The organism is Rhodobacter sp. (genome assembly GCA_020637515.1).
Lineage (GTDB): Bacteria > Pseudomonadota > Alphaproteobacteria > Rhodobacterales > Rhodobacteraceae > Pararhodobacter.
Map to the genome: position 1 here is coordinate 1757122 of JACKKG010000001.1, position 23092 is coordinate 1780213.

At 67.9% G+C, this 23092-nt stretch carries 24 protein-coding genes and 2 tRNA genes; 12 read left to right on the plus strand and 14 right to left on the minus strand.

From position 1 onward, the window contains the following. The first annotated feature begins 235 nt into the window (after positions 1-235). From H6900_08560 to der, 3 genes are read left to right on the plus strand one after another with little or no spacing between them, the layout of a single operon-like run. Complete coding sequence (locus H6900_08560) at positions 236-892, plus strand: hypothetical protein (protein ID MCC0073328.1); 657 nt, start codon at positions 236-238, stop codon at positions 890-892. A gap of 34 nt (positions 893-926) precedes the next feature. Beyond that, positions 927-2237 carry a PQQ-binding-like beta-propeller repeat protein gene (locus H6900_08565; GenBank protein MCC0073329.1) on the plus strand — a complete coding sequence of 437 codons (1311 nt, stop codon included), beginning with the start codon at positions 927-929 and terminating at the stop codon, positions 2235-2237. A 60-nt stretch (positions 2238-2297) separates the two neighbouring features. Continuing rightward, complete coding sequence (der, locus tag H6900_08570; GenBank protein MCC0073330.1) at positions 2298-3770, plus strand: ribosome biogenesis GTPase Der; 1473 nt, start codon at positions 2298-2300, stop codon at positions 3768-3770. A 116-nt stretch (positions 3771-3886) separates the two neighbouring features. On the opposite strand, the gene H6900_08575 is transcribed toward der, so the two are convergent. Further along, on the minus strand, positions 3887-5221 hold the full coding sequence (locus H6900_08575) for an aminopeptidase P family protein (GenBank protein ID MCC0073331.1): 1335 nt from the start codon (positions 5219-5221) through the stop codon (positions 3887-3889). A gap of 78 nt (positions 5222-5299) precedes the next feature. Between H6900_08575 and H6900_08580 the strand changes: the two genes are divergently transcribed. Next, on the plus strand, positions 5300-6079 hold the full coding sequence (locus H6900_08580; GenBank protein MCC0073332.1) for a DUF3445 domain-containing protein: 780 nt from the start codon (positions 5300-5302) through the stop codon (positions 6077-6079). A 30-nt stretch (positions 6080-6109) separates the two neighbouring features. Here H6900_08580 and H6900_08585 read toward each other — a convergent pair whose 3' ends face one another. The 4 genes from H6900_08585 to H6900_08600 all read right to left on the minus strand — a co-directional run bounded on the left by H6900_08585 (position 6110) and on the right by H6900_08600 (position 9276). Next, complete coding sequence (locus H6900_08585) at positions 6110-6898, minus strand: hypothetical protein (GenBank protein ID MCC0073333.1); 789 nt, start codon at positions 6896-6898, stop codon at positions 6110-6112. Positions 6899-7025: 127 nt separating this feature from the next. Then, complete coding sequence (locus H6900_08590) at positions 7026-7412, minus strand: hypothetical protein (GenBank protein ID MCC0073334.1); 387 nt, start codon at positions 7410-7412, stop codon at positions 7026-7028. Positions 7413-7497: 85 nt separating this feature from the next. Next, complete coding sequence (gene glnA / locus H6900_08595; protein MCC0073335.1) at positions 7498-8904, minus strand: type I glutamate--ammonia ligase; 1407 nt, start codon at positions 8902-8904, stop codon at positions 7498-7500. A 33-nt stretch (positions 8905-8937) separates the two neighbouring features. After that, a complete protein-coding gene (locus H6900_08600) occupies positions 8938-9276 on the minus strand; it encodes a P-II family nitrogen regulator (GenBank protein ID MCC0073336.1) in 339 nt (112 codons plus the stop codon). A 184-nt stretch (positions 9277-9460) separates the two neighbouring features. On the opposite strand from H6900_08600, the gene H6900_08605 reads away from it, so the two are divergent. Continuing rightward, entirely contained in the window at positions 9461-10969 is a 1509-nt protein-coding gene (locus H6900_08605; protein ID MCC0073337.1) for an NAD(P)H-hydrate dehydratase, read from the plus strand. A 21-nt stretch (positions 10970-10990) separates the two neighbouring features. On the opposite strand, the gene H6900_08610 is transcribed toward H6900_08605, so the two are convergent. After that, positions 10991-11506 carry a Hint domain-containing protein gene (locus H6900_08610; protein MCC0073338.1) on the minus strand — a complete coding sequence of 172 codons (516 nt, stop codon included), beginning with the start codon at positions 11504-11506 and terminating at the stop codon, positions 10991-10993. A 133-nt stretch (positions 11507-11639) separates the two neighbouring features. Here H6900_08610 and H6900_08615 point away from each other — a divergent pair. Together H6900_08615 and H6900_08620 are read left to right on the plus strand one after the other, a co-directional pair. Continuing rightward, a tRNA-Leu gene (locus H6900_08615) sits at positions 11640-11723 on the plus strand. A gap of 109 nt (positions 11724-11832) precedes the next feature. Next, on the plus strand, positions 11833-13164 hold the full coding sequence (locus H6900_08620) for a trigger factor (GenBank protein MCC0073339.1): 1332 nt from the start codon (positions 11833-11835) through the stop codon (positions 13162-13164). A gap of 95 nt (positions 13165-13259) precedes the next feature. On the opposite strand, the gene H6900_08625 is transcribed toward H6900_08620, so the two are convergent. From H6900_08625 to fabI, 3 genes are all read right to left on the minus strand, one after another. Beyond that, on the minus strand, positions 13260-14885 hold the full coding sequence (locus tag H6900_08625) for an MBL fold metallo-hydrolase (protein MCC0073340.1): 1626 nt from the start codon (positions 14883-14885) through the stop codon (positions 13260-13262). Positions 14886-14972: 87 nt separating this feature from the next. Continuing rightward, on the minus strand, positions 14973-15491 hold the full coding sequence (gene gpt / locus H6900_08630; GenBank protein ID MCC0073341.1) for a xanthine phosphoribosyltransferase: 519 nt from the start codon (positions 15489-15491) through the stop codon (positions 14973-14975). 140 nt (positions 15492-15631) lie between these two features. After that, on the minus strand, positions 15632-16453 hold the full coding sequence (gene fabI / locus H6900_08635; GenBank protein MCC0073342.1) for an enoyl-ACP reductase FabI: 822 nt from the start codon (positions 16451-16453) through the stop codon (positions 15632-15634). A gap of 153 nt (positions 16454-16606) precedes the next feature. Between fabI and pdxH the strand changes: the two genes are divergently transcribed. The 4 genes from pdxH (at position 16607) to H6900_08655 (ending at position 18488) form a co-directional block, all read left to right on the plus strand. Then, positions 16607-17245 (plus strand): pyridoxamine 5'-phosphate oxidase, encoded by a 639-nt coding sequence (gene pdxH, locus H6900_08640; GenBank protein MCC0073343.1) that lies wholly within the window; start codon positions 16607-16609, stop codon positions 17243-17245. Positions 17246-17339: 94 nt separating this feature from the next. After that, the gene (locus H6900_08645; protein ID MCC0073344.1) at positions 17340-17870 is read left to right on the plus strand and encodes a cold shock domain-containing protein; all 531 of its coding nucleotides are present in this window, start codon (positions 17340-17342) and stop codon (positions 17868-17870) included. Positions 17871-17874: 4 nt separating this feature from the next. After that, positions 17875-18366 (plus strand): DUF192 domain-containing protein, encoded by a 492-nt coding sequence (locus H6900_08650; protein ID MCC0073345.1) that lies wholly within the window; start codon positions 17875-17877, stop codon positions 18364-18366. 45 nt (positions 18367-18411) lie between these two features. After that, positions 18412-18488, plus strand: a tRNA-Pro gene (locus H6900_08655). Between the two features lie 373 nt (positions 18489-18861). Here H6900_08655 and H6900_08660 read toward each other — a convergent pair. From H6900_08660 to H6900_08680, 5 genes are read right to left on the minus strand one after another with little or no spacing between them, the layout of a single operon-like run. After that, on the minus strand, positions 18862-19344 hold the full coding sequence (locus H6900_08660) for an SRPBCC domain-containing protein (protein ID MCC0073346.1): 483 nt from the start codon (positions 19342-19344) through the stop codon (positions 18862-18864). Next, the gene (locus H6900_08665; GenBank protein ID MCC0073347.1) at positions 19341-20300 is read right to left on the minus strand and encodes an NAD(P)-dependent oxidoreductase; all 960 of its coding nucleotides are present in this window, start codon (positions 20298-20300) and stop codon (positions 19341-19343) included. The genes H6900_08660 and H6900_08665 overlap by 4 nt, the downstream gene beginning before the upstream one ends. Beyond that, on the minus strand, positions 20297-21028 hold the full coding sequence (locus H6900_08670) for an SDR family oxidoreductase (GenBank protein ID MCC0073348.1): 732 nt from the start codon (positions 21026-21028) through the stop codon (positions 20297-20299). Before H6900_08670 ends, H6900_08665 begins: the two co-directional genes overlap by 4 nt. Positions 21029-21031: 3 nt before the next feature. Continuing rightward, the gene (locus H6900_08675; GenBank protein MCC0073349.1) at positions 21032-21355 is read right to left on the minus strand and encodes an EthD family reductase; all 324 of its coding nucleotides are present in this window, start codon (positions 21353-21355) and stop codon (positions 21032-21034) included. Further along, positions 21352-22044 carry an FCD domain-containing protein gene (locus tag H6900_08680; protein ID MCC0073350.1) on the minus strand — a complete coding sequence of 231 codons (693 nt, stop codon included), beginning with the start codon at positions 22042-22044 and terminating at the stop codon, positions 21352-21354. Before H6900_08680 ends, H6900_08675 begins: the two co-directional genes overlap by 4 nt. A gap of 104 nt (positions 22045-22148) precedes the next feature. Here H6900_08680 and H6900_08685 point away from each other — a divergent pair, with 104 nt between their 5' ends. Next, the gene (locus tag H6900_08685; protein ID MCC0073351.1) at positions 22149-23087 is read left to right on the plus strand and encodes a fumarylacetoacetate hydrolase family protein; all 939 of its coding nucleotides are present in this window, start codon (positions 22149-22151) and stop codon (positions 23085-23087) included. The last annotated feature ends 5 nt before the right edge of the window (positions 23088-23092 follow it).

The window sequence follows — 23092 nt, forward strand, 5'->3', positions numbered from 1 at the left end:
GGAAAGCGTCGGAATTTCAATTCCGCGCGCGCGCGACGTGCACCGAAAGCGATGCAAGGCACGGCCCGCCCCCGCGCAAGGCATCCACAGGACCGTCCTGACGGGAAAAGCGGCGATCCGCCGCCCGATGCCGGGGTGCAGGCTTGGCAGCGCGGCGCCTTCGGGCTATGACGGGCCACGGCCCTGCGCGCCTGCCCGCGCGCACCCGCCCCGCGGCAGAACTCGGAGACCAGACGTGAGCAACCCCGACAGTTTCATCGACGAGGTGAACGAGGAACTCAAACGCGACCGCCTGTTCGCCGGCATCCGCAAATACGGCTGGATCGCGGTGCTGGCCGTGGTGGTGGCGGTCGGGGCGACCAGTTGGAACGAATGGCGCAAGGCCCGCGACGAGGCCGCCGCGCAGGCCTTTGGCGACTCGGTCGTCGCGGCGCTGGACGATCAGGACCCGGCCCAACGGTTGATCGCCCTTCAGGCGATCGCCGCGCAGGGCGATCGTCAGGGCATCCTGTCGCTGCTGATCGCCGCGACCGATCTGGCGGCGCAGGACCGACCCGCGGCGCTGGCCGCGCTGGCCGGCGTGGAAAGCGACGCCGCCCTGCCGATGAGCTATCGCCAGATCGCGGCGCTGAAGCGCGTGACGCTGGGCGGCGCCGACATCCCCGCCGACGAGCGCCGCGCCACGTTGCAGGGGCTGGCTGCGCCCGGTCAGGCGTTCCGCCCGCTGGCGCTGGAGCAACTGGCGCTTCTGGCGATGGAAACCGGCGATCACGACGGGGCCTTGCAGCAGGCCCAGGCGCTGTTGCAGGAACCGAACCTGACCGATGCCCTGCGCCGGCGCGTGGCGCAACTGATTGTCGTGCTGGGCGGTCTGCCCGGCGATCTAGGCTGACCGCCCGATGGCGGCAATCCCCGGAGACCGGCTTGTGAGCGTGTTCAGAACCCTGGCCCTGGTCGGCATCGCCGCGTTGGCGATCACCGGCTGCAATCGCGAACGCCCGTTGGAGGGCGAGCGCGTGAACCTGCGCGCGCCCTGGGGCGGACAGGATGCAACCAACGAGAACCGCGCGGCGCCGATCAGCATTCCGGCGGCGCGCGCGAACGGCGCCTGGACCCAGCGCCAGGGCAGCGCCGGCGGCCGGCCGGTCAACCCGTCGCTCTCGGCCACGCCGCAGCTGGCCTGGTCGGTGCCGATCGGCGCCGGTGACAGCCGCCGGGTGCGCCTGACCACCGACCCGGTGTCGGATGGCGCGCGCATCTACACGCTGGACGCCCACGCCCGCGTTCAGGCCACGACCCCCTCGGGTCAGGTGGTCTGGAGCGAGGACATAACCCCGGCCCGCGATCGGAGCAACTCGGCCTCGGGCGGTGCGCTGGCGGTGTCGGGCGGCAAGCTGTTCGTGGCCTCGGCCTATGCGTTCCTGGCGGCGCTGGACGCCGACACCGGGCGCGAGCTGTGGCGGGTCGATTTCGACGCGCCGCTGACCGGCTCGCCTGCCGTCCAGGGCAACAGCGTCTACGTCACCGCCGCCGACAGCACGATGTGGAGCCTCGACATCGCGGACGGCCGCATCCAGTGGACGATCCCCGGCACGCCCTCGATGAGCACCTATGCGCGCGGCTCGGCCGCAGCCATTGCCGGCGATTTCGTGATCTTCCCGACGCAGGCCGGCGAATTGACGGCGGTGCGCCGCTCGAACGGCGGACGGGCCTGGACGACGGTCGCCACCGGCCGCCGGCTGGGGGCCGCGTCCTCGACCATCTCGGCGCTGACGGGCGATCCGGTGGTGGACGGCGGGCGCATCTATGCCGCCAACCAGTCGGGCCGCATCTTTGCCATCGACGCCCGCACTGGCCAGGACATCTGGTCCGTGGACGAAGGGGCCTTTGCCCCGGTCTGGCCGGTTGGCGGATCGGTGTTCCTGGTCAGCGACCAGAACCGCCTGATGCGGCTGGACGCGCGTGACGGCTCGGTGATCTGGGCGCAGCAACTGCCGCTCTATACGACCGAGCGGGTGCGCCGGCGCCTGGGCATCTACCCGCAGCACGGGCCGGTTCTGGCCGGCGGCCGCCTGTGGGTCGCGTCGGGCGACGGCGTGCTCAGGGGCTTCGATCCGGCCTCGGGCGAGACGGTGGCGCAGATCGAGATTCCCGGCGGCGCGGCCTCGGGGCCGATCGTCGTGGGCGGCGCCATGTATATCCTGTCGCGCGACGGTGCGCTGCTGGCCTATCGCTGACGCTTTACAAAGCCCGCGCCGGCGCCTATGTCGGCGCCTTCGCACGCTCTGGAGGGCGCGATGAGCTTTACCCTGGCCCTGGTCGGCCGCCCGAATGTGGGCAAGTCCACACTGTTCAACCGCCTGGTCGGCAAACGCCTGGCGCTGGTCGATGACCAGCCCGGCGTCACGCGCGATCTGCGCGAGGGGGCGGCGCGGTTGGGCGACATGCGCTTTACGGTGATCGACACGGCCGGTCTGGAAAATGTCACCGACGACAGCCTTCAGGGCCGGATGCGCCGGCTGACCGAACGCGCGGTCGAGATGGTGGATGTCTGCCTGTTCATGATCGACGCGCGGGTTGGCGTCACCCCGGCCGACGAGATATTTGCCGACATCCTGCGCCGCCGCGCCCGCCATGTGATCCTGGCCGCCAACAAGGCCGAAGGCAACGCCGGCGAGGGGGGCTTTCTGGAAGCCTATTCGCTGGGTCTGGGCGAGCCCGTGCGCCTGTCCGCCGAGCACGGCCAGGGGATGGAGGAACTCTATCACGTCCTGCGCCCCCTCGCGCAGACCTTCGACGCCCGCGAAGAGGCCGAGGCCCCCGTCACCGATGTCGCCATCGCCGAAGACAGCGAGGACGACAACACCGCGGGCGAGGACGCCCCCGCCTGGGCGCCAACCGAAAAACGCCCGCTTCAGGTGGCGGTGATCGGCCGCCCCAACGCCGGCAAATCGACGCTCATCAACCAGATCATCGGCGAGGACCGCCTGCTGACCGGGCCCGAGGCTGGCATCACCCGCGATTCCATCGCGCTGCCCTTCACCTGGAACGGCACGCCGATGCGGCTGTTCGACACCGCCGGGATGCGCCGCCGTGCCCGGGTGAACGACAAGGTCGAGAAACTCTCGGTCGCCGACGGCCTCAGGGCGGTGAAATTCGCCGAGGTGGTCGTCGTTCTGCTGGACGCCGCCATTCCCTTCGAAACCCAGGACCTGCGCATCGCCGATCTCGCCGAGACCGAGGGCCGCGCCGTCGTGGTCGCGGTCAACAAATGGGACCTCGAGGACGAGAAGCAGGACAAGCTCCGCGCCCTGCTCGAAGCCTTCGAGCGTATGCTGCCGCAATTGAAGGGTGCGCCCCTGGTGACGGTTTCGGCCAGGACCGGGCGCGGGCTCGACCGTCTGCACGCGGCGATCCTGCGCGCGCACGCGATCTGGAACCGCCGCGTCGGCACCTCGCGGCTGAACCAGTGGCTGGGCGCGATGACCGAATCGCACCCGCCGCCCGCACCCGGCGGCCGCCGGATCAAGCTGCGCTACATTACCCAGGCCAAGACCCGCCCGCCAGGCTTCGTGGTCAAATGCTCGCACCCCGAGGACCTGCCCGAAAGCTATCGCCGCTACCTGGTGAACGGGCTACGCGACAGTTTCGACATGCCGGGCACGCCGATCCGGCTGTATTTCCGCGGCTCGGGCGATCAGAATCCCTACCGCGCGCGCAAATCCTCGCAGCCCTCGCGCCTGAAAAAGCACATCAAGCCCGGGCACTGACCGCGCCCGTCTTTGTGCGTCAAATATCCTCGGGGGTATCCAAAGGGGGTGGAAAACCCCCTTTGGCGGGGGGTGCGGGGGGCTGGCCCCCCGCGACCCCGGGTCGCGCGCGCGCCTCAGCCCATCAAGGCCGGGTCCAGCGGATAGCGCGTCAGGTTCTCGTAGCCGGTCTCGGTGATCAGCACCTGGTCTTCCAGCTTGATCGAGAAATCCCCGCCCTCGGGCGAGACCAGCGCCTCGACGCACAGCACCATGCCGGGTTCCAGCGCCGCGTCAAAGGCGCCGGGCACCCAGCCGTCGGGGTAGGGCACATAGGGCCACTCGTCGCACAATCCGACGCCGTGCATCTTGCACGAATACTTCTGAGCCCAATATTGCGCGTCCAGCTGGTGGCCGGAATGCACCAGTTCCTCGATCGTCACGCCGGGTTTCAGCAGCGCCATGTTCTGCGCGATGTGATCGACCGCGTGATGCATGGCCGAGATCATCGCGTTCGTGGGGCGCTGATCGCCGATCCACCAGGTGCGGCTGATGTCGATGCAGATCCCGTAGCTGCCGATCAGGTCGGTGTCGAAGGCGACGATCTCGTTCGGCTGGATGATCCGCGGCCCGCATTCCTGGAACCAGGGGTTGGTGCGCGGCCCCGAGGCCAGAAGCCGCGTCTCGATCCACTCGCCGCCGCGGCGAATGTTGGATTTATGCAGCTCGGCCCAGACGTCATCCTCGGATACGCCACCTTTCGGGATCGCTGTCCGGGCGAAATGTTCCATTTCGGACATCGCGGATTCGCAGGCGTGATGCGCGGCCCGCATCGCGAGGATCTCGTCGGGGCCCTTCACCGCGCGCGCGCGCTCGGTCACTTCCTCGCCCTCGTGGATCTCGAAACCCGCGCGCTCCAGGGCCTTCAATCCCAGGATCTGGATCTTGTCCACCGCGAGGCGCCGGTTGGTGCCGGCATGGGCGCGCATCACCTCGTCGATCTGTCCGGCAAAGCTGCGTGCGTCCTGGGCCCCCTTGTCGCCCGACACCGCGTAGAAAAAGGACGCCCCGTGGCGCAATTCCCGGACCAGCGGATTGAAATCCACCAGGAAGGGCGCCTGCTTGTATTCCCAGACCACCATGTGCCCGTCGGCGCAGACCAGGCAGGCGCGGAACGGGTTGTGGCTGTTCCACAACTGCATGTTCGTGGTGTCGGTCGCGTAGCGGATGTTCAGCGGGTCGAACAGCAACAAGCCGCCGAGATCGCGCGCGACGATCGCATCGACCAGCCGTTGCAGCCGATAGCCCCGCATCCGCGCCAGATCGGGCAGCAACAGGCCCGCCGCCTCCCATTCGCGAAACGCCAGTTGGGTTGGCCCGATCTCGACCCGGTCGTTGTCGTTGGGCGTGCCGTCCGCCAGCGTTGCACCGCGGCTGGGGTCGATCTTGCGTCGGTCAGCGTAGTGGTCCATGGTCGCTCCTCCTGTCCGCTGAGCCTGCGGGTTTCGTGCTGGACAGTCTTGTCCAATAGCGACCGGAGGATCGGAAACATGGCGGTTTTGCACGGTTCGCTGCCGGTCCTGCCCTGGCGCGACCCGCGCCTTTCGCGGCTGCCGGGCATCCAGCCGCTGGACCCGGCCGACTGGCTCAGGGTGGACGCGGCCTATGCCGGCCAGATGGCCGAGCGCGAGCGCCTGATCGCCACCTGTCCGGACGCCGTGCATGGACTGCTGCCCGCCGCCGTCGCCGCCGCGCGCGAACTTTACGACGCGGTGCTGCCCCGCCTGCCGGGGCTGGGGTTCGCCCCCGAGGGGGGCGGCTGGCGCTGTCCCGATGGCCGGCATGTCGTGCCCAACCCCGCGCAGCCGCTGCTGTCCCTGGGTCGCCTGCTGCAAGAGGATTTCTGCCTGATGCAGGACGGGCCCGACGGCCACCACGTCCTGACCGGCGCGATCCTGTGCTTTCCGGCCAGTTGGACCCTGGCAGAGAAGCTGGGGCGCGGTTTGCCCGGCATCCATACGCCGGTCGCCGGCTATGCCGGCGATCTGGCGGTGCGGGTGCAGCGGTTGTTCGACGCGATCCGCCCCGAAGCCCCCCTGTGGCGCGCGAACGCGCTGACCTATGCCGATCCGGCGCTGCACCAGCCCCGGCGCGAGGGGCAGGAAAAACCGCCCACCCGCGGCCCGGACGGCTACGTCCGGTCCGAACGCCAGTGCCTGCTGCGTCTGCCGGTGTCGCGCGCGGTGGTGTTTTCGATCCACACCTATGTCGTGCGCGCCGATTCCCTGCCGTCCGAGGATCTGGCCCTGTTGCGACAGGGCCGGCACTAACACCGCAACCGCCCCCGCGCGGCCAGACGGCTAGGACAAACTGCCAAGCAGCGCCGCCCAGGCCCCAAGCGCGGCCGCGCGGGGCAGGGTGTCGCGCAGGGCCGCGCTGAGCCGTTCCTGATCGCGGTCGAGGCCGGGCAATCCGCGCGCGCGCAGCGGCCGCTGGGTGCCGAACATCTGGCCCCCGCTGCGCCCCTGCTCGCGTTCGAGCCGCGAATCGGGCCGGGCTTGCGGCAGCGGCTGGTCGGGGCGCGGCAGGGCCTGGCGACCGGGCGGCATGGGCGCCAGCAAGCGGGTATCCGGGTCGCCCGCCTGCATCAGAACGCCGGCGTCCAGGGCGCGGAATTCCTGCAACGTCAGCGCCAGCCCGCCGGGCTGCCAGACCAGCACCGACGGCGGCGCGGCTTCGAGCACCGGCAGCAGGCTGAGACGCCCTTCGCGGATCAGGTCGCGGGCGGCGCTTTCGGGGTCGGCGGGCAGCGCGCCGCGCCGTCTCAACAAGAACCCCAGTGCGTGTTGGTGCCGGCGCAGGGCGCGGGTCAGATGGACGCGCGCGAAATCCGGCCCCGAGCCCAGGCGCGGCCGCAGGACCCCCTCCAGCGCGCGGGTCGGCAGGGGCGCGGGGGCGAGGGTCAGCACCATGTCGAACGGGTCCGAACGGATGCGCAACCCGCCTGCGTTCAGCTTGATGCCGCCGATCCGCCGGCCGGCGCCGCGCAGGTCGTCGATCAGGAACTGCATGGCCAGTACAAGGTCGGGCACCGGCTCTTGCGGTCCGTACAGCAGGGTTGCCCCCGCGATTCCCGTGCCCTTGCGCATCCAACCCGATCCTTTCGCGCCTGCGCCGACAGGATACCACCGGGTCGCGTGCTGCGAATGGCGAAAATCGTTACAATTTCATGGACAAGCCACCGCGTGCCCGGCCGTGGGACCCAAGAGGCGGACCTCAGAAATAACGGTAGAGGCCCCAGTCGTAGAACAGTTGCTGGATCTGGCGCGTGATCTGGTCCCAAAGCCCGGGTTGCGCGCGCAGCACGGCATAGATCACGAAAATGCCGACGATCAGCGCGATCCGGCCCAGCCCGCTTTTGCGGGGTTGCGAGACGCTGCCCTGCATCGTGCTGCCGCCGCCTTGCAACAGGCCCCAGGGCCCGCTGGGTTGGCCCGATTTGCGCGAAAAGGACGCCGGCGCGCTGCCCGTGCGTGCGCCCGCCGCCCGGGTGGTGCCGCTCGCGGGCGTGGCGGCGCGCGGGGGCGGGTCCAGCAGATAGTTCCGGTGCTGATACTTGCGATTCGCCGGGTGCCGGATGTCGATGGGATGATACTTGCTCATGCCCCCAGAATAGCACGCGGCGCGCCCTTCGCACGCAGGAAAAAGGGGCGCCCGAAGGCGCCCCTTTCGATCCGTCCGCCGCCGATCAGCAGCTGTAATACATCTGGTATTCGATCGGGTGCGGGGTGTGTTCGTAGGCGTAGACCTCGTCCCACTTCAGCGCCATGTAGCCTTCGAGCTGGTCCTTGGTGAACACATCGCCGGCCAGCAGGAACTCGTGATCCTTTTCCAGCTCTTCCAGGGCTTCGCGCAGCGAGCCGCAGACGGTCGGGATCGCGGCCAGTTCTTCCGGCGGCAGGTCGTAGAGGTCCTTGTCCGACGCGGGGCCCGGGTCGATCTTGTTCTTGATGCCGTCGAGGCCGGCCATCAACAGGGCCGCGAACGCCAGGTAGGGGTTCGCCGCGGGATCGGGGAAACGGGCCTCGACGCGCTTCGCCTTGGGCGATTCGGTCCACGGAATACGGACGCAACCCGAGCGGTTGCGGGCCGAATAGGCGCGCAGAACCGGGGCTTCGAAGCCGGGGATCAGGCGCTTGTAGCTGTTGGTCGAGGGGTTGGTCAGCGCGTTCAGCGCCTTGGCGTGCTTCAGGATGCCGCCGATGAAATAGAGGGCCTCCTGCGACAGGTCGGCATATTTGTCGCCAGCGAACAGCGGCTTGCCGTCCTTCCAGATCGACATGTTCACATGCATCCCCGAGCCGTTGTCGCCCTTCATCGGCTTCGGCATGAAGGTCGCGGTCTTGCCATAGGCGGCGGCGACGTTGTGGATGATGTATTTGTATTTCTGGATGTTGTCGGCCTGTTCGGTCAGCCCGCCGAAGATCATGCCCAGCTCATGCTGGCAGGTCGCGACCTCGTGGTGATGCTTGTCCACCTTCATGCCGATCGACTTCATGGTCGACAGCATTTCCGAACGGATGTCCTGCGCTTCGTCGATCGGGTTGACCGGGAAGTAGCCGCCCTTGTGGCCGGCGCGGTGCGCCTGGTTGCCGCCTTCGAATTCGGCGTCGGTGTTCCAAGCGGCGGCGTCGGCGTCGATCTGATAGCCGACCTTGGCCGGAGTCACCGAATAGCGCACGTCGTCGAACAGGAAGAACTCGGCCTCGGGGCCGCAGTAGAAGGCGTCGCCGACCCCCGAGGCTTTCAGATAGGCCTCGGCCTTTTTGGCGGTCTGGCGCGGGCAGCGCGAATAGGCCTCGCCGGTGTCGGGTTCAACCACGTCGCAGTGCAGTGCGATGGTCTTTTCCGCGTAGAAGGGGTCCACATAGACGCTCGAGGTGTCGGGCATCAGTTTCATGTCCGACTGGTCGATGGATTTCCAGCCCGCGATCGACGAGCCGTCGAACATGAAGCCTTCTTCCAGGAAATCCTCGTCGACGAGGTCCACGATCACCGTGACGTGCTGCAACTTGCCGCGCGGGTCGGTGAAGCGGATGTCCACATATTCGACCTGCTCGTCCTGGATCAGTTTGAGAACCGATTCAACGCTCATTCGTAGTCCCCTGATTGCGTAGGAAGTTCTGGATCACACGGCATCTTCGCCGGACTCGCCGGTGCGGATGCGGATCACCTGTTCAACGGGCGAGACAAAGATCTTGCCGTCGCCGATCTTGTCGGTGCGGGCGGCCGAGATGATCGCCTCGATGGCGGCATCGACCATGTCATCCGTCAGCACCACCTCGATCTTGACCTTGGGAAGGAAGTCGACGACGTATTCCGCCCCGCGATAAAGTTCGGTGTGGCCCTTCTGGCGGCCGAAGCCCTTGACCTCGATGACCGAAAGCCCCTGGATGCCGATGTCCTGGAGAGCTTCCTTCACCTCGTCGAGCTTGAAGGGCTTGATGATGGCTTCGATCTTTTTCATGCGCAGGCTCCCCGGGCCAGTATCGGGCTCGAGGCCCACAGACCACGTTCCCACCCGTGCGACAATCCGCTAGCCTGCCGGCGCGGCGGGTTTTCGCGGACAGACGCGGGAAATCCGAAAAATCGCACAAAAAATAGGCAAAGCGCCCGCTGGGCGTGCGGTCCTTGGATGGTTGGGGCTGGAAATGACCGTTTTGGTGACATCTGCTCAAATGCGCGCCATCGAGAGGGCCGCGATTGAGTCGCAGGCCGTCACCGGCGCAACCCTGATGGAACGTGCGGGCGCCGGCACCGTCGCGGCGCTGTTCGATCGCTGGCCGCCGTTGGCCCGGGGCATGCGCCGCGCGGTGGTGCTGTGCGGGCCGGGCAACAACGGCGGCGACGGCTTTGTGATCGCCCGGTTGCTGAGAGAGCGGGGATGGGCGGTGGAGGTCCTTGCGCTGGGCGAGGCGGCGCGGTCCGGGCCGGATGCGCGGACGATGCGCGCGCGCTGGGCGGCGCTTGGGCCGGTCGCGCCACTGGCCGGGCCCGGGGACCTGGCCGCAACACCGGCGCCCGCCCTGATTGTCGATGCGGTGTTCGGCACCGGATTGTCCCGTCCGCTGCACGGCGTGGCGGCCGGGGCGCTGCGGGCGGTCGCGGACTGGCGCGCGGGTCCGGCCGGGGCGGTGCCGATGGTCGCGGTCGATCTGCCCTCGGGTCTGTGCGCCGATACGGGACGGGCCCGCGGGCCGGTGCTGCGCTGCGATCTCACGGTCACCTTTCACCGGGCGAAGCCGGGCCATTATCTGGCCGAGGGGCCCGCGCATTGCGGCGCGCTGTCGGTGGTGGACATCGGCCTGACAGAGACCCCGGCCGACGCAACCCGCCTGATCGGCGCGGCCGAGGCGCGCCCGGCGCTGGACAAGGCGGGGGGACACAAGTTCGACCACGGCCATGTGGTGGTTCCCACCGGCGCGATGGGGCGCACCGGTGCGGCGCGGCTGGCGGCGCGCGCCGCGCTGCGGGTCGGCGCGGGACTGGTGAGCCTGGGCGCGCCTGCGGCGGCGATGGCGGAATGCGCGGCGCAGGTCACGGCGGTGATGCTGCGTCGGGTGGACGGGCGCGAGGACCTGGAGGCGCTGCTCGGGGATGCGCGGATCAATGCGCTCTGTCTGGGCCCCGGTCTGGGGGTCGCGCGGGCGCGCGACCTGATGGGGGCGGTGCGTGGCAAGCACGCACCCTACGGCGGTGCGCTGGTTCTGGATGCCGATGCGCTGACCGCGCTGGCGCCGCTGGAGGGGCTGTTGCCGGGGCGTTGCGTTCTGACGCCGCATGGCGGCGAATTCGCGCGGCTGTTTCCCGACCTCGCGGCGTCCGAGGCGGGCAAGATCGAGCGCACCCGCGCCGCGGCGCGTCGGGCGGGGTGCGTCGTTCTGAACAAGGGGCCCGACACGGTGATCGCGGCGCCCGACGGGCGCACTGCCTTGCAGGCGGCAACGGGCGCGCGCCGCGTGCCCTGGTTGGCGACGGCGGGCGCGGGGGACGTGCTGGCGGGGCTGATCGCGGGCCTTCTGGCGCGGGGCATGGCGCCGTTCGAGGCCGCCTGCGCCGCCGCCTGGATTCACGTCGAGGCGGCGGTGATCCTGGGACCCGGCCTGATCGCCGAGGACCTGCCCGAGGCGCTGCCCCGGGTGCTGCGGGCGCTGGCCTAGCGTCGCGCTGGCGCGTGGGGGTCAGTGGAGTTGGCGCAGGCGCTCGACCTCAGGGGCGCGGGTGCGGGCCGAGGCGACGGCGACGCCGTTCGCGTGGATCACCTGCGCGGTGTCGAAATGCAGACGGAACAGCCTGAGCCGCGACCGCGTCTCGCGCCGGATCAGCGCGTCATCGACCAGCGAGGCCGCGGGGGTCATCATCTCGGCGCGGCCGTGCAGGATGCTTGCGCGCCAGTCGCGCACCAGGATCTGCTGATGCGCCGGCACCACGAGCGGGCGGTCGCGCACCGTCTCGCCCGCCAGCGGCGCGCCGGGGGCGATCACGATCACCTCTGCGTCCTGCGCCATGAAAACCGAGGTGCCGCGCAGTTCGACAAGCCCCGCGGCGGTCATGATCCGGTCACCGGCCAGCAGGAATTCCACCGGCAGCGGGCCGTCTTCGGTCGCGACGAGGGTGCCTTCGGTCAGGCCGACGGGGCGCGCGTGCCGGGACAGCAGGGGGGTGGGTTGCGGGACGGGAAGAAGCTGCGGAACCATGATAAACCCTTGGACAACACTGTATCGTTTCCATTTGCGCATCAATCTGGGCGGAATTGTGGTGCACTGGGTGCGATTTCGAGGCGGATTCCCCCTCGTCGGGGCGCGCCGGTGTTGCTAGAAGCGTCGGCGTGCGGGTGTGGCGGAACTGGTAGACGCACCAGATTTAGGTTCTGGCGCCTTTGGCGTGGGGGTTCGAGTCCCTTCACCCGCACCACCCTCTCCCCAACGATTCAGGGTTGATCCGTCCCCGCGCGCGCACTAGGAAGGCGCAGATTTCTTCAGGCCGCCGTCCGGGCGGCCTGTCAGCTTATGCGAGGAACGAGATGCAAGTCACCGAAACCCTGAACGACGGCCTGAAGCGTGGCTACACGATCACCGTCACCGCCGACGAACTGGCGGCGAAGGTGGACGAAAAGCTGCGCGAGGCCCAGCCCGAGATCGAGATCAAGGGCTTCCGCAAGGGCAAGGTGCCGATGGCGATGCTGAAGAAGCAGTTCGGCCAGCGCCTGATGGGCGAGGCGATGCAGGAAGCCGTCGATGGCGCGATGCAGGCGCATTTCGACGAAACCGGTGCCCGTCCGGCGATGCAGCCCAAGGTCGAGATGCAGAACGGCGAGACCTGGAAGGAAGGCGACGACGTGACCGTCGCGCTGTCCTACGAGGCGCTGCCCGAGATCGACGAACCCGATTTTGCCGCCATCACGCTGGAGCGTCTGGTGGTCAAGGCCGACGACGCGGCCGTGACCGAGGCCCTGGAAAACCTGGCCAAGCAGGCGCAGGATTTCGAGGACAAGGACGGCGCGGCGGAAAACGGCGACCAGGTGACCTTCGATTTCACCGGCCGCATCGACGGCGAGGCCTTTGAGGGCGGCGCGGCGACGGATTATCCGCTGGTGCTGGGCTCGGGCCAGTTCATCCCGGGCTTTGAAGAGCAACTCGTGGGCGCCAAGGCCGGCGAGTCGCGCGATGTCACCGTGACCTTCCCCGAGAACTATGGCGCGGCAAACCTGGCCGGCAAGGAGGCCGTGTTCGAATGCGCGGTCAAGGCGGTCAAGGCGGCGAAAGCGGCGGAACTGACCGACGAACTGGCGGCGCGTTTCGGCGCGGAATCGCTGGATGCGCTGAAGGGCCAGATCCGCGAGGGGCTGGAAGGCGAATACGCCCAGGCCGCCCGCGCGGTGGTCAAGCGTGGCCTGTTGGACGCGCTGGACAGCGCCGTCACCTTCGATCTGCCCGAAAGCCTGGTCGAGGCCGAAGCCAGCCAGATCGCCCACCAGCTGTGGCACGACGAGCACCCCGAGGTGCACGACCACAACCACGGTTCGGTCGAAGTTTCGGACGAGCATCGCAGCCTGGCCGTGCGCCGGGTGAAGCTGGGCCTTCTGCTGGCCGAAGTGGGCCGCAAGGCCGAGGTCGAAGTGACCGATGCCGAGATGACCCAAGCCATCATCCAGCAGGCGCGCCAGTATCCGGGCCAAGAGCGCGAGTTCTTCGAATTCGTGCAGAAGAACCCGCAGATGCAGCAGCAGTTGCGCGCCCCGCTGTTCGAGGACAAGGTCGTGGACATGGTCCTGGGCAAGGCCGCCGTCACGGAAAAGGAAGTGTCCAAGGACGACCTGAAGGCCGCCCTGGACGCGCTGGAAGCCGAGGCCTGATCGGGCCCTTTCGGCCGCTGCGGTCTTTCGGCCGCACCTCTCGCTTTCGCCCCCGCGCCATACCCTGGCGCGGGGGTTTTTCGTGGCGCGCTGCCTCAGGCCGGGTTATCGTCCTGCCAGGCCTGCAACGCGGCGCGCAGACGCCGGATCAGCACAGCGCGGGTCTTTTCGTCGGTGGCGCCGGTCAGCGCCTCGTTGAGATCGAGAAACAGCCTGGACACGTCGTTGTGCCAGTCCAGGTTGGCGACGGCCTCGGGGCGGAGGCGGGGCGGGGGCGCGCCGGCCGGCGGGTCCTGCACTTGCGGGCCGGCGGGGGTCAGCAGGACGCTTTGGTCCAGCACCGGGCGCAGGATCGGCACCGACAGTGTCTTGCCCTCGGCAGCGGCGAGCGCGCTCATGGCCGGTTCCTCGCCATGCGTCAGGAACAGCGCCTGGCGCACGGGCGCGCGGGCGGCAATCCAGGCGGACAGTTCGGGCCCGTCGGCGTGGCCGGAATACAGCTCGATCGAGCGGATGCGCGCGCGCACGTCGTAGACCTCGCCCTGGATGCGGACCGAGCGCACGCCATCTTGCAAGAGCCGGCCCAGCGTGCCAACCGCCTGATAACCGGCCATGAGCACCGTCGCCGCGTCCGACCAGATCCAGCGTTTCAGCCGGTGCCGGATGCGCCCCGCCTCGCACATCCCCGAGGCGGCGATGACGATATGGAACCCGTCGAGATCGTCCAGGCGCTTTGAGTCCGCGACATCGTGGGTGAAATGCACATACGGCGCGTGCAGGCCCCGGGTCAGCGAATTGCCGTGGTCCAGCGTGCGGCGGTGGCGCTGGAACACCTCGGTCGCGCGGGCGGCCAGCGGGCTGTCGATGTAGATCGGGATCTCGGGCAGGGCGCCCTCGTCGATCAGCAGCGTCAGATCGGCGATCAATTCCTGCGCCCGCTCCACCGCAAAGGACGGGATCAGCAGCGCCCCGTCCGGCCGCATCGCGGCGCGCACCTCGTCGCGCAGCACCAGCCGGCGGGCCTCGTCGCTGGTGGCGGGGCGATCGGTGCCGCCATAGGTGCTTTCGCACACCAGGTAATCGACCCCCGCCGGCCCCTCGGGATCCGGGTGCAGCAGCTTGAACGCGGGTCCGATGTCCCCCGAAAAGAGCAGCCGCATCGGTTCGCGCAGCCCCGGCACCGTCACCTCCAGTTCGACCGAGGCCGACCCCAGCATATGCCCTGCGTTCCAGAACCGGGCCTGCACGCCCGGCAGCACCGCCACCCAGTCGCCGTAGTCATGGCCCAGCATCTGCGCCATGGTGCGGTCCACGTCGTCGCCGTCGTAGATCGGCTCGACCCCGGCGGCATTCCAGCGCGCGTGACGGCGGTTCAGTTGCTGCACCTCCAGCGCCTGGATATGCGCCGAATCGGGCAGCATGACGCCGCACAGGCCCACCGTCGGGCGCGTGGCGTGGATCGCACCGCGATAGCCGTCGCGCACCAGCTTGGGCAACAGGCCCGAGTGGTCGATATGGGCGTGGGTCAGCACCACCGCGTCGATCCGGGCGGCGTCGAAGGGAAAGGGGCGGTAGTTCAGCTCTTTTTCGCTTTTCGAGCCCTGGAACATGCCGCAATCGACCAGCAGCGTGCCGGTGGCGGTCTCGAGCCGGTAGCACGAGCCCGTCACCGCATGCGCGGCACCGTGAAAGCTGAGGCGGGGAAAGGGGTTGGGCGACATGGGGCACCTCCGGTCTGGCGCCACTGTCGCGCCATCGGGGCGGGGGTGCAACGGAAAACCCCGGCGCGGGGCCGGGGTTCGGGGGGGTCAGTCGCGGCCGCGGAAGGGCTCGACGTATTGCAGGGCCATGTCCCAGGGGAAGAAGATCCAGGTGTCCTGGCTGACTCCGGTGATAAAGGTGTCGGTCTGCTTCTCGCCCTCGGGTTTGGCGTAGACGCAGGCGAAATGCGCCTTGGGGTAGAGTTTGCGCACCAGTTCCAGCGTCTTTCCGGTATCGACCAGGTCGTCCACGATCAGGATGCCCTCGCCGTCGCCCATCATCTCGGCGTTGGGGGCCTTGAGCACCTGGGCCTCGCGGCGCTGATCTTCCTTGCCGCCGCCCGCGTGATAGGATTTCACGCTGATCGTATCGACGGTGCGGATGTCCAGTTCGCGCGCCACGATCATCGCCGGGGCCATTCCGCCGCGCGTGATCGCCACCACCGCGCGCCAGTTGCCGTCATCGGGGCCGCGCCCTTGCAGCCGCCAGGCAAGCGCGCGCGCGTCGCGGTGCAGCTGGTCCCAACTGACGTGAAAGCCTTTCTCGTGGGGCAGGCGGTCGATCATGGCAACATCCCTCAGGTGGCGGGCCCCGCCCCGGTCCGGCCGGTGCGGGGAACGCGGTCGATCATGGTGGGTAGCCTGATATACCGCGCGCGCGCGCGATCAAGGGGAAATCCCGTCCCCCGCCAGGAAACGGCGCGCGCTCAGTCCTTGCGGCCGGTCACCACGTCGATATCCGGCGCGTCCACCGCCTTCATGCCGACGACATGGTAGCCTGCGTCCACGTGCAGGACCTCGCCCGTGGTGCCCGACCCCAGGTCGCTGAGCAGATAGAGCGCGGCCTTGCCGACCTCTTCCTGCGTCACGTTGCGCCGCAAGGGCGAGTTCAGCTCGTTCCACTTCATGATGTAGCGGAAATCGCCGATCCCCGAGGCCGCCAGCGTCTTGATCGGCCCGGCCGAGATCGCGTTGCAGCGGATGCCGTCCTTGCCCAGGTCTTCGGCAATATACATGACCGAGGCCTCGAGCGCGGCCTTGGCAATGCCCATCACATTGTAATGCGGCATGACCTGCTCGGCGCCGTAATAGGTCAGCGTCAGCAGCGATCCGCCCTGCGGCATCATCGCCGCCGCGCGCCTGGCGACGGCGGTGAAGGAATAGACCGAAATGTCCATCGTCATCAGGAAGTTCGCGTGCGAGGTGTCCACATAGCGGCCGCGCAGCTCGTTCTTGTCGGCGAATCCGATCGCATGGACCAGAAAGTCGATCGTGCCCCACTGCTCTTGCAACGCGGCGAACATCCCATCGACCGAGTCCATGTTCGAGACGTCGCATTCGAACAGCCGGGGCACCCCCAGTTGTTCGGCCAGCGGCACCACGCGTTTCTTCAGCGCCTCGCCCTGATAGCTGAACGCCAGCTCCGCGCCCTGCGAGGCCAACGCCTGGGCGATTCCCCAGGCAATGGATTTGTCGTTGGCGAGGCCCATGATGAGGCCCCGCTTGCCCTCCATAAGTCCTGCGGACATCGCGGTCTCCGGCGAATAGTTGACGTAGGGGCTAGCTTTAGGCCAAAGGCCCGGGTGCATCAAGGTCGCATGACGACGGCCCGCCCTTGCGCCGGGGGGCCGAAACCTGCCAGTGTCCGGTGTGAACCCGACGCGTCCCATGCAGGCCCGATCATGACAGACCCCTCTTCCGAACCGCAACGCACCGGGATCTTTGCGGGCGACGACCCGTTCGTTCTGGCCCGCGCCTGGCTGGCCGAGGCCGAGGATAGCGAACCGAACGATCCCAATGCCATCGCGCTGTCCACGGTGGACGCGAACGGCCTGCCGAATGTCCGCATGGTGCTGCTGAAGGACATCGAATCGGACGGCGACGGCAAGGGCGCGTTCGTGTTCTACACGAACTATGGTTCCGCCAAGGCGCAAGAGATCGAGCAGGCCGGCAAGGCCGCCTTTGTGCTGCACTGGAAATCGTTGCGCCGCCAGATTCGGGTGCGCGGCACCGTCCAGCGCGAGGACGGACCCAAGGCCGACGCCTATTTTGCCAGCCGCTCGCTGCAATCGCGCCTGGGCGCCTGGGCGTCGCAGCAATCGCAGCCGCTGGCGTCGCGCGGAACGCTGATGGCCGAGGTCGCGAAGACGAGTTTGCGCTTTGGCACCAATCCCCCGCGCCCCCCGTTCTGGGGTGGTTACCGAATTTCGCCTCTCGAGATCGAGTTCTGGGCGGACGGCGCCTTCCGGTTGCATGACCGCTTCCGCTTTACGCGCGGTCACGAGGGGCAGCCCTGGAAAATCCTCCGTCTGAACCCGTGAAATTCGCGCTTCGTGAATGGTGAGCCCCTTGTCAACGCTGCAAAATGCGAAGATGTTAGGGCCTGGTTGGCGACATATCGGGTTGGGAATGCCGATGGTTGAGATTGAACGGGGCCTTCCGCGGGTTCGTGGAAGTGTCAAATGGTTCGATCCTTCAAAAGGATTTGGATTTATCGTGGCCGACAGTGGCGGCCCCGACATTTTGCTGCATGTGAATGCGCTGCGGAATTTCGGGCAGTCCTCGGTCTGCGATCGTGCGGGCATCGTGGTGAGCGTCCAGCAGACGCAGCGCGGTCTTCAGGCGGTCGAGGTGTTCGAGGTCACGCCTCCGGTTGACGAGGACGGCGAAACCGCGGGTCTGGTCGAGGACGAGGAAGCGCCCGGCGCCGGCCTGCCGCTGGAACCCGCCCGCGTCAAATGGTTCGACAAGGTCAAGGGATTCGGCTTTGCCAATGTCTTTGGTCGCTCCGAGGATGTGTTCATTCACATGGAAGTGTTGCGCCGGTCCGGCTTTGCCGAGCTACAACCGGGCGAGGCCGTGGGGCTGAGGATCACCGACGGGGAACGCGGCCGCATGGCGGTCGCCATCGCCTCGTGGGAGACGGCGTCGAACAGAAGGGACTGAACGGATGGTGCTGCGCAACGGTTTGGCCGGTCTGGTTCTGACCCTCGCGGCCCTCCTTCTGGGCGCACCGGCGGCGCAGGCGGCCGGGTGCAGCGACGATCACGTCCAGATTCGCGGCACGTTCGGTCAGGCTTCGTTCGCGGTCGAGATCGCCGACACCGATGGCGAGCGCGCGCTGGGCCTGATGAACCGCCCGTCCATGCCCCGATTTGCCGGCATGCTGTTCGTCTGGCCGACGCCGCAACACGCGGTGTTCTGGATGGAAAACACCCTGATCCCGCTGGACATGCTGTTCATTGACGCGCAGGGCGTCGTGCGCACCATCCACGAGAACGCCGTGCCCATGGACCGCACGCCCATCGACGGCGGCGAGGGCATTCAATATGTTCTCGAGATCAACGGCGGCATGGCGCATCGGCTGGGGCTGGTGCCGGGGGCCGAACTGCGCCACCCCGCCATTCCCCAGGGCAGCGCCGTCTGGCCCTGTTCCGAGTGATCGCCCCTTTTCAGCAACGCCCGGCTGGTCTATGACGCCCCCTGTCGGGGCGTGGCGCAGCCTGGTAGCGCGACGGTTTTGGGTACCGTAGGTCGTAGGTTCGAATCCTATCGCCCCGACCATCCTCTTGTTCAGGCGCGGCCAGATCGTTCCGGACCCCGTGCGACCTCCCGGGTCCGCAAAGGGATCGCCCCGGTCCCCGCGATCGTTGCAACGCATCGGACAGGGATGCGCCTGACGGACATCGGCACCTTGCGGATGACGTGTCGGGGTTCGAGGCATTGATGACCTCGGTTCCCCGGATCCGGGGGCAAGGGACGCGGCCGTGAGGGCCGGCCACCGTCAAACGGTCGATCGCCCGGCTGAGAAAGCCGAACGGCCGAGACTTCGGCTGCCCCCCTCTCACAACGCTGTTTGCCTGACCGGCCGCGCGCAAACCTTCGAGCGATTGGAACCGGGTGGCATCCGCGGACCGTGAGGGTTGGCAAGGTCGGCCTATTTGACTTGCGTGGTGAAAAGGCGAAACAACGCCAGCCACGCGTGCCACCGGTTCAGTCCGATCATGGCGTCGCGCATGGCCTGGGCATGCGGCTCGCCCTGGCGCGAAAATCCGTGGTGGCGCAGGGTGACCCGCGTTCCGGCCCCGCGCGCATCGAACGAGATGTCGATCAGGCTGGCCCGTGCCGGATCGGTTTCGGGCACCCATGGGCTGACGGTGGCGTCCATCTGCCAGCCCAGGCTCAACGCCCTTCCGGGTTCGGCGGACCGGGCCGTGCCCCAGGCCCTGCGCTCGCCAGTCCGCGTGACTTCGCCCCAAAGGCCGGCCTGCGTGTCGATGAACAGGGTGTCGAGATTCGCCTCGCCGCAAAAGCAATGCGCGCGTGGCCACCATTCGGCGAACCGGTGGACAAAGAACGCCCAGGCCCGGTCCGGCGAAACGGGCACATCGACGATGCGCGTGATCTCGTCGGGGTTCATGCCGCTCTCCACCAGGTTTCCAGTGTATCCCCCAGACCGTGTTCCGCCCGGAAACCCAGCTCTTGCGCGGCGGCCGACAAGTCGGTCGGCGCCGGGCGCAGATGCGGAAAGCCGGCGAACCCGCTCGGCGGGTGATCGGGAACCGATAGCGTGAAGGCCCCGAACCGCGACGCGATTTCCCGGGCCACGGCGTCCAGTGTCCAGGCTGTCGGATGGGCAATCGAATAGACCCCCTGCGCCGGGGCGTCGGCGTCGAGCGCGGCGATCATGGCACGCCCACAATCGCGGGGGTCGATGAACTCTTCGGTTCCGTCCCACCACAGGAACGGGTCGTCGAGCCTATGCGCGCCCCCGGCCCGCGCCGCCGCGATCAGCCGCGCCATCAGGCGACCAGGAACGCTGGTCGGCTGATCCGCCTCGCCGCCAACCACGGCGGCAAAACGCAGGGATACCGTGGAAAGCCCGTAGAGGTCGCGCCACAAGAGCGCCAGATGCTCGCAACTTTGCTTGGTCAGGGCATACAGGCTGCCGGGGCGATGGCTGACCAAGCCAAGGGCGGCATCTTCGGGGATCGGGTCGGGGCCCAGTGCGGGAAACCCGGCATAGACCACCGTTGCCGAACTGGCCTGCACGAACCGGCGAACCCCGGCCATATGCGCTGCGTCCAGCAGGCGCGCGGTGCCCATGATGTTGACCTCGAGCCCGCGCAGGGGGTCGGCCCGCAATCCCGTCGAAAGCACTGCGGCGGTATGAAGGACCCCGTCGATACCATGCAGCATGTCCTGCAACGGTGCGCGCAAGAGATCCGCCTCGATGAACGCGACACCCGGCAGCGACAGAACCGAGGGCGAAGGCGGGCGGATATCGACCAGCGTGCAGGCTTGCCCACGCGCGGACAGAAGACTGGCGCATTGCTGGCCGATCAGCCCCGCGCCAGTGATCAGGACTGGTTTCAAATGCCCAACCCACCTAGCGATTTGCCGCCATCGACGAACAGCGTCTGGCCGGTGACGAACGCCGCCTCGGGGCTGGCCAGCCAGACCACCGCCGAGGCGATCTCGGACGGATCGGCGGCACGGCCTGCGGGTTCCAGCTTGCTCCAGGCTTCGAACATTTCTTCGGGGGCCGAGCGGGTCATCGGGGTGTCGGTGAACCCGGGCGCAACCGAGTTCACGGTGATCCCGGTGCCGCGCAATTCCATCGCGAAGGCCCGGGTCAAACCGACCACCGCCGCTTTCGAGGCGACGTAATGTGCAAAGCGCGTGCCACCCAGGGCCCCACGCGACGAGATCGTCACGACCCGTCCGCCGGTGGTCATCCGCGCGATTCCTTCCTGAGCGGCGATGAAGGTGCCGATCAGGTTGACCTCCATCATCTTGCGAAAGTCGTCCTCGGTCAGATCCGCCAGCTTGCGGTCCCAGTAGACACCGGCAGCCGTAACAACCGTGTCGATCCGCTCTTCGGCATCCATGACGGCTTGAATCTGCCCGCGGTTGGTGGTGTCCGCGACAGCACCCAGCGCATCGATTCCTTCGGCGCGCAGGGATTCGGCGGCGGCGTCGATCTTGTTCTGATCGAGGTCCAGCAGGATCACCCGGTCCCCGGCCACGCCAAGTGCTCGGGCGATGGCAAAACCGATGCCCTGTCCAGCGCCAGTGACCAGCGACGTGCGTTTGGCTACCATGGCTCAGCCCTCCAGCGATTCCGAGACGACATGCGTCACGGTCCCTTGAAAGGGTGCCATGCCTGCCTTGATGCGGTCGCGCACCGCAGTGCGCACGGGGCTGGCCAGTGCGGCCTCCATGTCCGCCAGGGTTTCGAACAGCAGATCGAACTGCATATAAAGGGGCGGCGCGCCCTCGTCGGCCTGAACGAGCTTGCGCAGGGTCACGCCGCGAATGCCGGGATAGGTGCCGATTTCGGGCACCACGGCGTCGCGCATGTAGGCGTCGAAGGCGGGCTGATCGGCGGGGGCCACCGTGCCCAGCAACAAGGCAGATCTGAGGATCACGACGGGTCCTTTCCATGGGAATCGGGGGTCAGCAGCCGCGCCACCGCCTGCTCGGTCTTGCGCAGATGGGTGTTCATCAGCGCCACCGCCTGCGCGGTGTCGCGGCGCAGCACGGCCTCCATGATGGCGCGGTGTTCGGCGTTCACGTCGCGCACGTCCGCGGCAAGGTTGCGATAATTCAGCAGTCGCAACTTGCGATATCGTTCCGAATGGTCGGCCAGGTCGCGCCATATCTGCAACAGCCAATCCGACCCGGCAGCCGAGACCAGCGCGTAATGGAACTGACGGTGCTGCACCTCCCAGGCGGCGGCGGTGGCGCGGTCCTCGGGCGATTCCGGCAAGGGCGCGCGGGCCAGCAGATGCATGGCGCGCAGGATCTCGCCCTCCCATTCGGCATCGCCCCGCGCGATGGCCTTGGTCAGGCACAAGGCCTCGATCTCGCGGCGGGTCTGCATCAGGTCGTGCAGTTCGGCCAGCGTTACCGCGCGCACCCGGGCGCCGCGGTTCACCTCGTTGGTGACCATGCCCTCGCTTGCCAGGCGCATGAGCGCCTCGCGGATCGGCGTCAGCCCCAGGCTGTAGCGTTCGCGCAGGTCCGCCGCGCGCAGACGCTCGCCGGGAATCAGCGCGCCATGAAGGATCTCGTGCCTCAGGACGTCATAGGCGGATTGCGCGATTTTATCTGACATCTCAATTTATATGTTGACGGTTCGATTTTATGAAATCTACTGTATGTCACAGAATGAAAGCCGTCAAGCAACGACGGCAGGCGCCGCAGGAGATCGTTACCGTCATGACTAGCACAGACTTTCCTGACTGCCCCTGGGCGCTGGCCACCGTCGATTCGGCGACAGGACCGCTCGCCTGCCTTGAAACGGGTGGCAAACTCTATCGTCTGGCGCCCTCGCTGGCGCGGGTGGGGTGGACCGGCGCGGTCACCGGCACCGCGCTCTTCGACGACTGGTCCGCCGCCGAGAAAAGCCTCACGGCGGCGGCCGAACGGGTTGACCCGGCCGACCTTGTCGATCCGACCCTGAAACGCCTGGCGCCGGTCCTCTATCCCGGCAAGGTTCTGTGCGCCGGCGCGAACTATTACAACCACATGGCCGAGATGGGCTTTCCGGTCAAAGACAAGTCCACGCAGCGGCTGTTCTTCTTTTTCAAGCCGCCGCGCAATGCCGTGGTCGGCGAGGGGCCGACGGTCCACATGCCGCTTGATACGCAGGCCTTCGACTGGGAGGTCGAGCTGGCCGTGGTGATCGGCAAGCCGTGCCGCGCGGTCAGTGTGGACGAGGCGCTGGACCATGTTGCCGGCTACACGGTCGCGGTCGATTTCTGCGCGCGCGACCTGAACAAGGCGCCCGAGCAATTCTACAAGCTGGACTGGGTCGCGGGCAAGGCACAGGAAACCTGTTGCCCGTTGGGGCCGCGCTTCGTTCCGGCGTCGGCCTTTGCCGATCCGCAGGCGATCCGTCTGGGGTTGCGCGTCAACGGCGTGACCAAGCAGGACGACATCACCGGCGACATGATCTTTCCGATCGCCGAGCAACTGTCGATCCTGTCGCGGATCATGACCCTCGACCCGGGCGACGTGGTGCTGACCGGCACCCCGGCCGGGGTCGGCGCGGCCAGGCAGACCTTTCTGTCGGTTGGCGACCGGGTCGAGGCCTGGATCGACGGCATCGGCACTCTGACCACCACCATTCAACCCCCGAAAACGACCGCCGGCTAACGGCG

Bases quoted from the DNA above. Each gene is read 5' to 3' on its own strand.
- H6900_08660 (MCC0073346.1), bottom strand. From the start codon at position 19,344: ATGAACCCCGACGAGATCACGCGCATCGTCGATGTGCCCGTTTCGCCG.
- H6900_08590 (MCC0073334.1), bottom strand. From the start codon at position 7,412: ATGAGCAAGTATCATCCCATCGACATCCGGCACCCGGCGAATCGCAAG.
- gpt (MCC0073341.1), bottom strand. From the start codon at position 15,491: ATGATCGACCGCCTGCCCCACGAGAAAGGCTTTCACGTCAGTTGGGAC.
- fabI (MCC0073342.1), bottom strand. From the start codon at position 16,453: ATGTCCGCAGGACTTATGGAGGGCAAGCGGGGCCTCATCATGGGCCTC.
- H6900_08670 (MCC0073348.1), bottom strand. From the start codon at position 21,028: ATGGTAGCCAAACGCACGTCGCTGGTCACTGGCGCTGGACAGGGCATC.
- glnA (MCC0073335.1), bottom strand. From the start codon at position 8,904: ATGAGCGTTGAATCGGTTCTCAAACTGATCCAGGACGAGCAGGTCGAA.
- H6900_08600 (MCC0073336.1), bottom strand. From the start codon at position 9,276: ATGAAAAAGATCGAAGCCATCATCAAGCCCTTCAAGCTCGACGAGGTG.
- H6900_08610 (MCC0073338.1), bottom strand. From the start codon at position 11,506: ATGGTTCCGCAGCTTCTTCCCGTCCCGCAACCCACCCCCCTGCTGTCC.
- der (MCC0073330.1), top strand. From the start codon at position 2,298: ATGAGCTTTACCCTGGCCCTGGTCGGCCGCCCGAATGTGGGCAAGTCC.
- H6900_08585 (MCC0073333.1), bottom strand. From the start codon at position 6,898: ATGCGCAAGGGCACGGGAATCGCGGGGGCAACCCTGCTGTACGGACCG.
- H6900_08680 (MCC0073350.1), bottom strand. From the start codon at position 22,044: ATGTCAGATAAAATCGCGCAATCCGCCTATGACGTCCTGAGGCACGAG.
- H6900_08685 (MCC0073351.1), top strand. From the start codon at position 22,149: ATGACTAGCACAGACTTTCCTGACTGCCCCTGGGCGCTGGCCACCGTC.
- H6900_08650 (MCC0073345.1), top strand. From the start codon at position 17,875: ATGGTGCTGCGCAACGGTTTGGCCGGTCTGGTTCTGACCCTCGCGGCC.
- H6900_08620 (MCC0073339.1), top strand. From the start codon at position 11,833: ATGCAAGTCACCGAAACCCTGAACGACGGCCTGAAGCGTGGCTACACG.
- H6900_08575 (MCC0073331.1), bottom strand. From the start codon at position 5,221: ATGGACCACTACGCTGACCGACGCAAGATCGACCCCAGCCGCGGTGCA.
- H6900_08625 (MCC0073340.1), bottom strand. From the start codon at position 14,885: ATGTCGCCCAACCCCTTTCCCCGCCTCAGCTTTCACGGTGCCGCGCAT.
- H6900_08645 (MCC0073344.1), top strand. From the start codon at position 17,340: ATGGTTGAGATTGAACGGGGCCTTCCGCGGGTTCGTGGAAGTGTCAAA.
- H6900_08605 (MCC0073337.1), top strand. From the start codon at position 9,461: ATGACCGTTTTGGTGACATCTGCTCAAATGCGCGCCATCGAGAGGGCC.
- pdxH (MCC0073343.1), top strand. From the start codon at position 16,607: ATGACAGACCCCTCTTCCGAACCGCAACGCACCGGGATCTTTGCGGGC.
- H6900_08580 (MCC0073332.1), top strand. From the start codon at position 5,300: ATGGCGGTTTTGCACGGTTCGCTGCCGGTCCTGCCCTGGCGCGACCCG.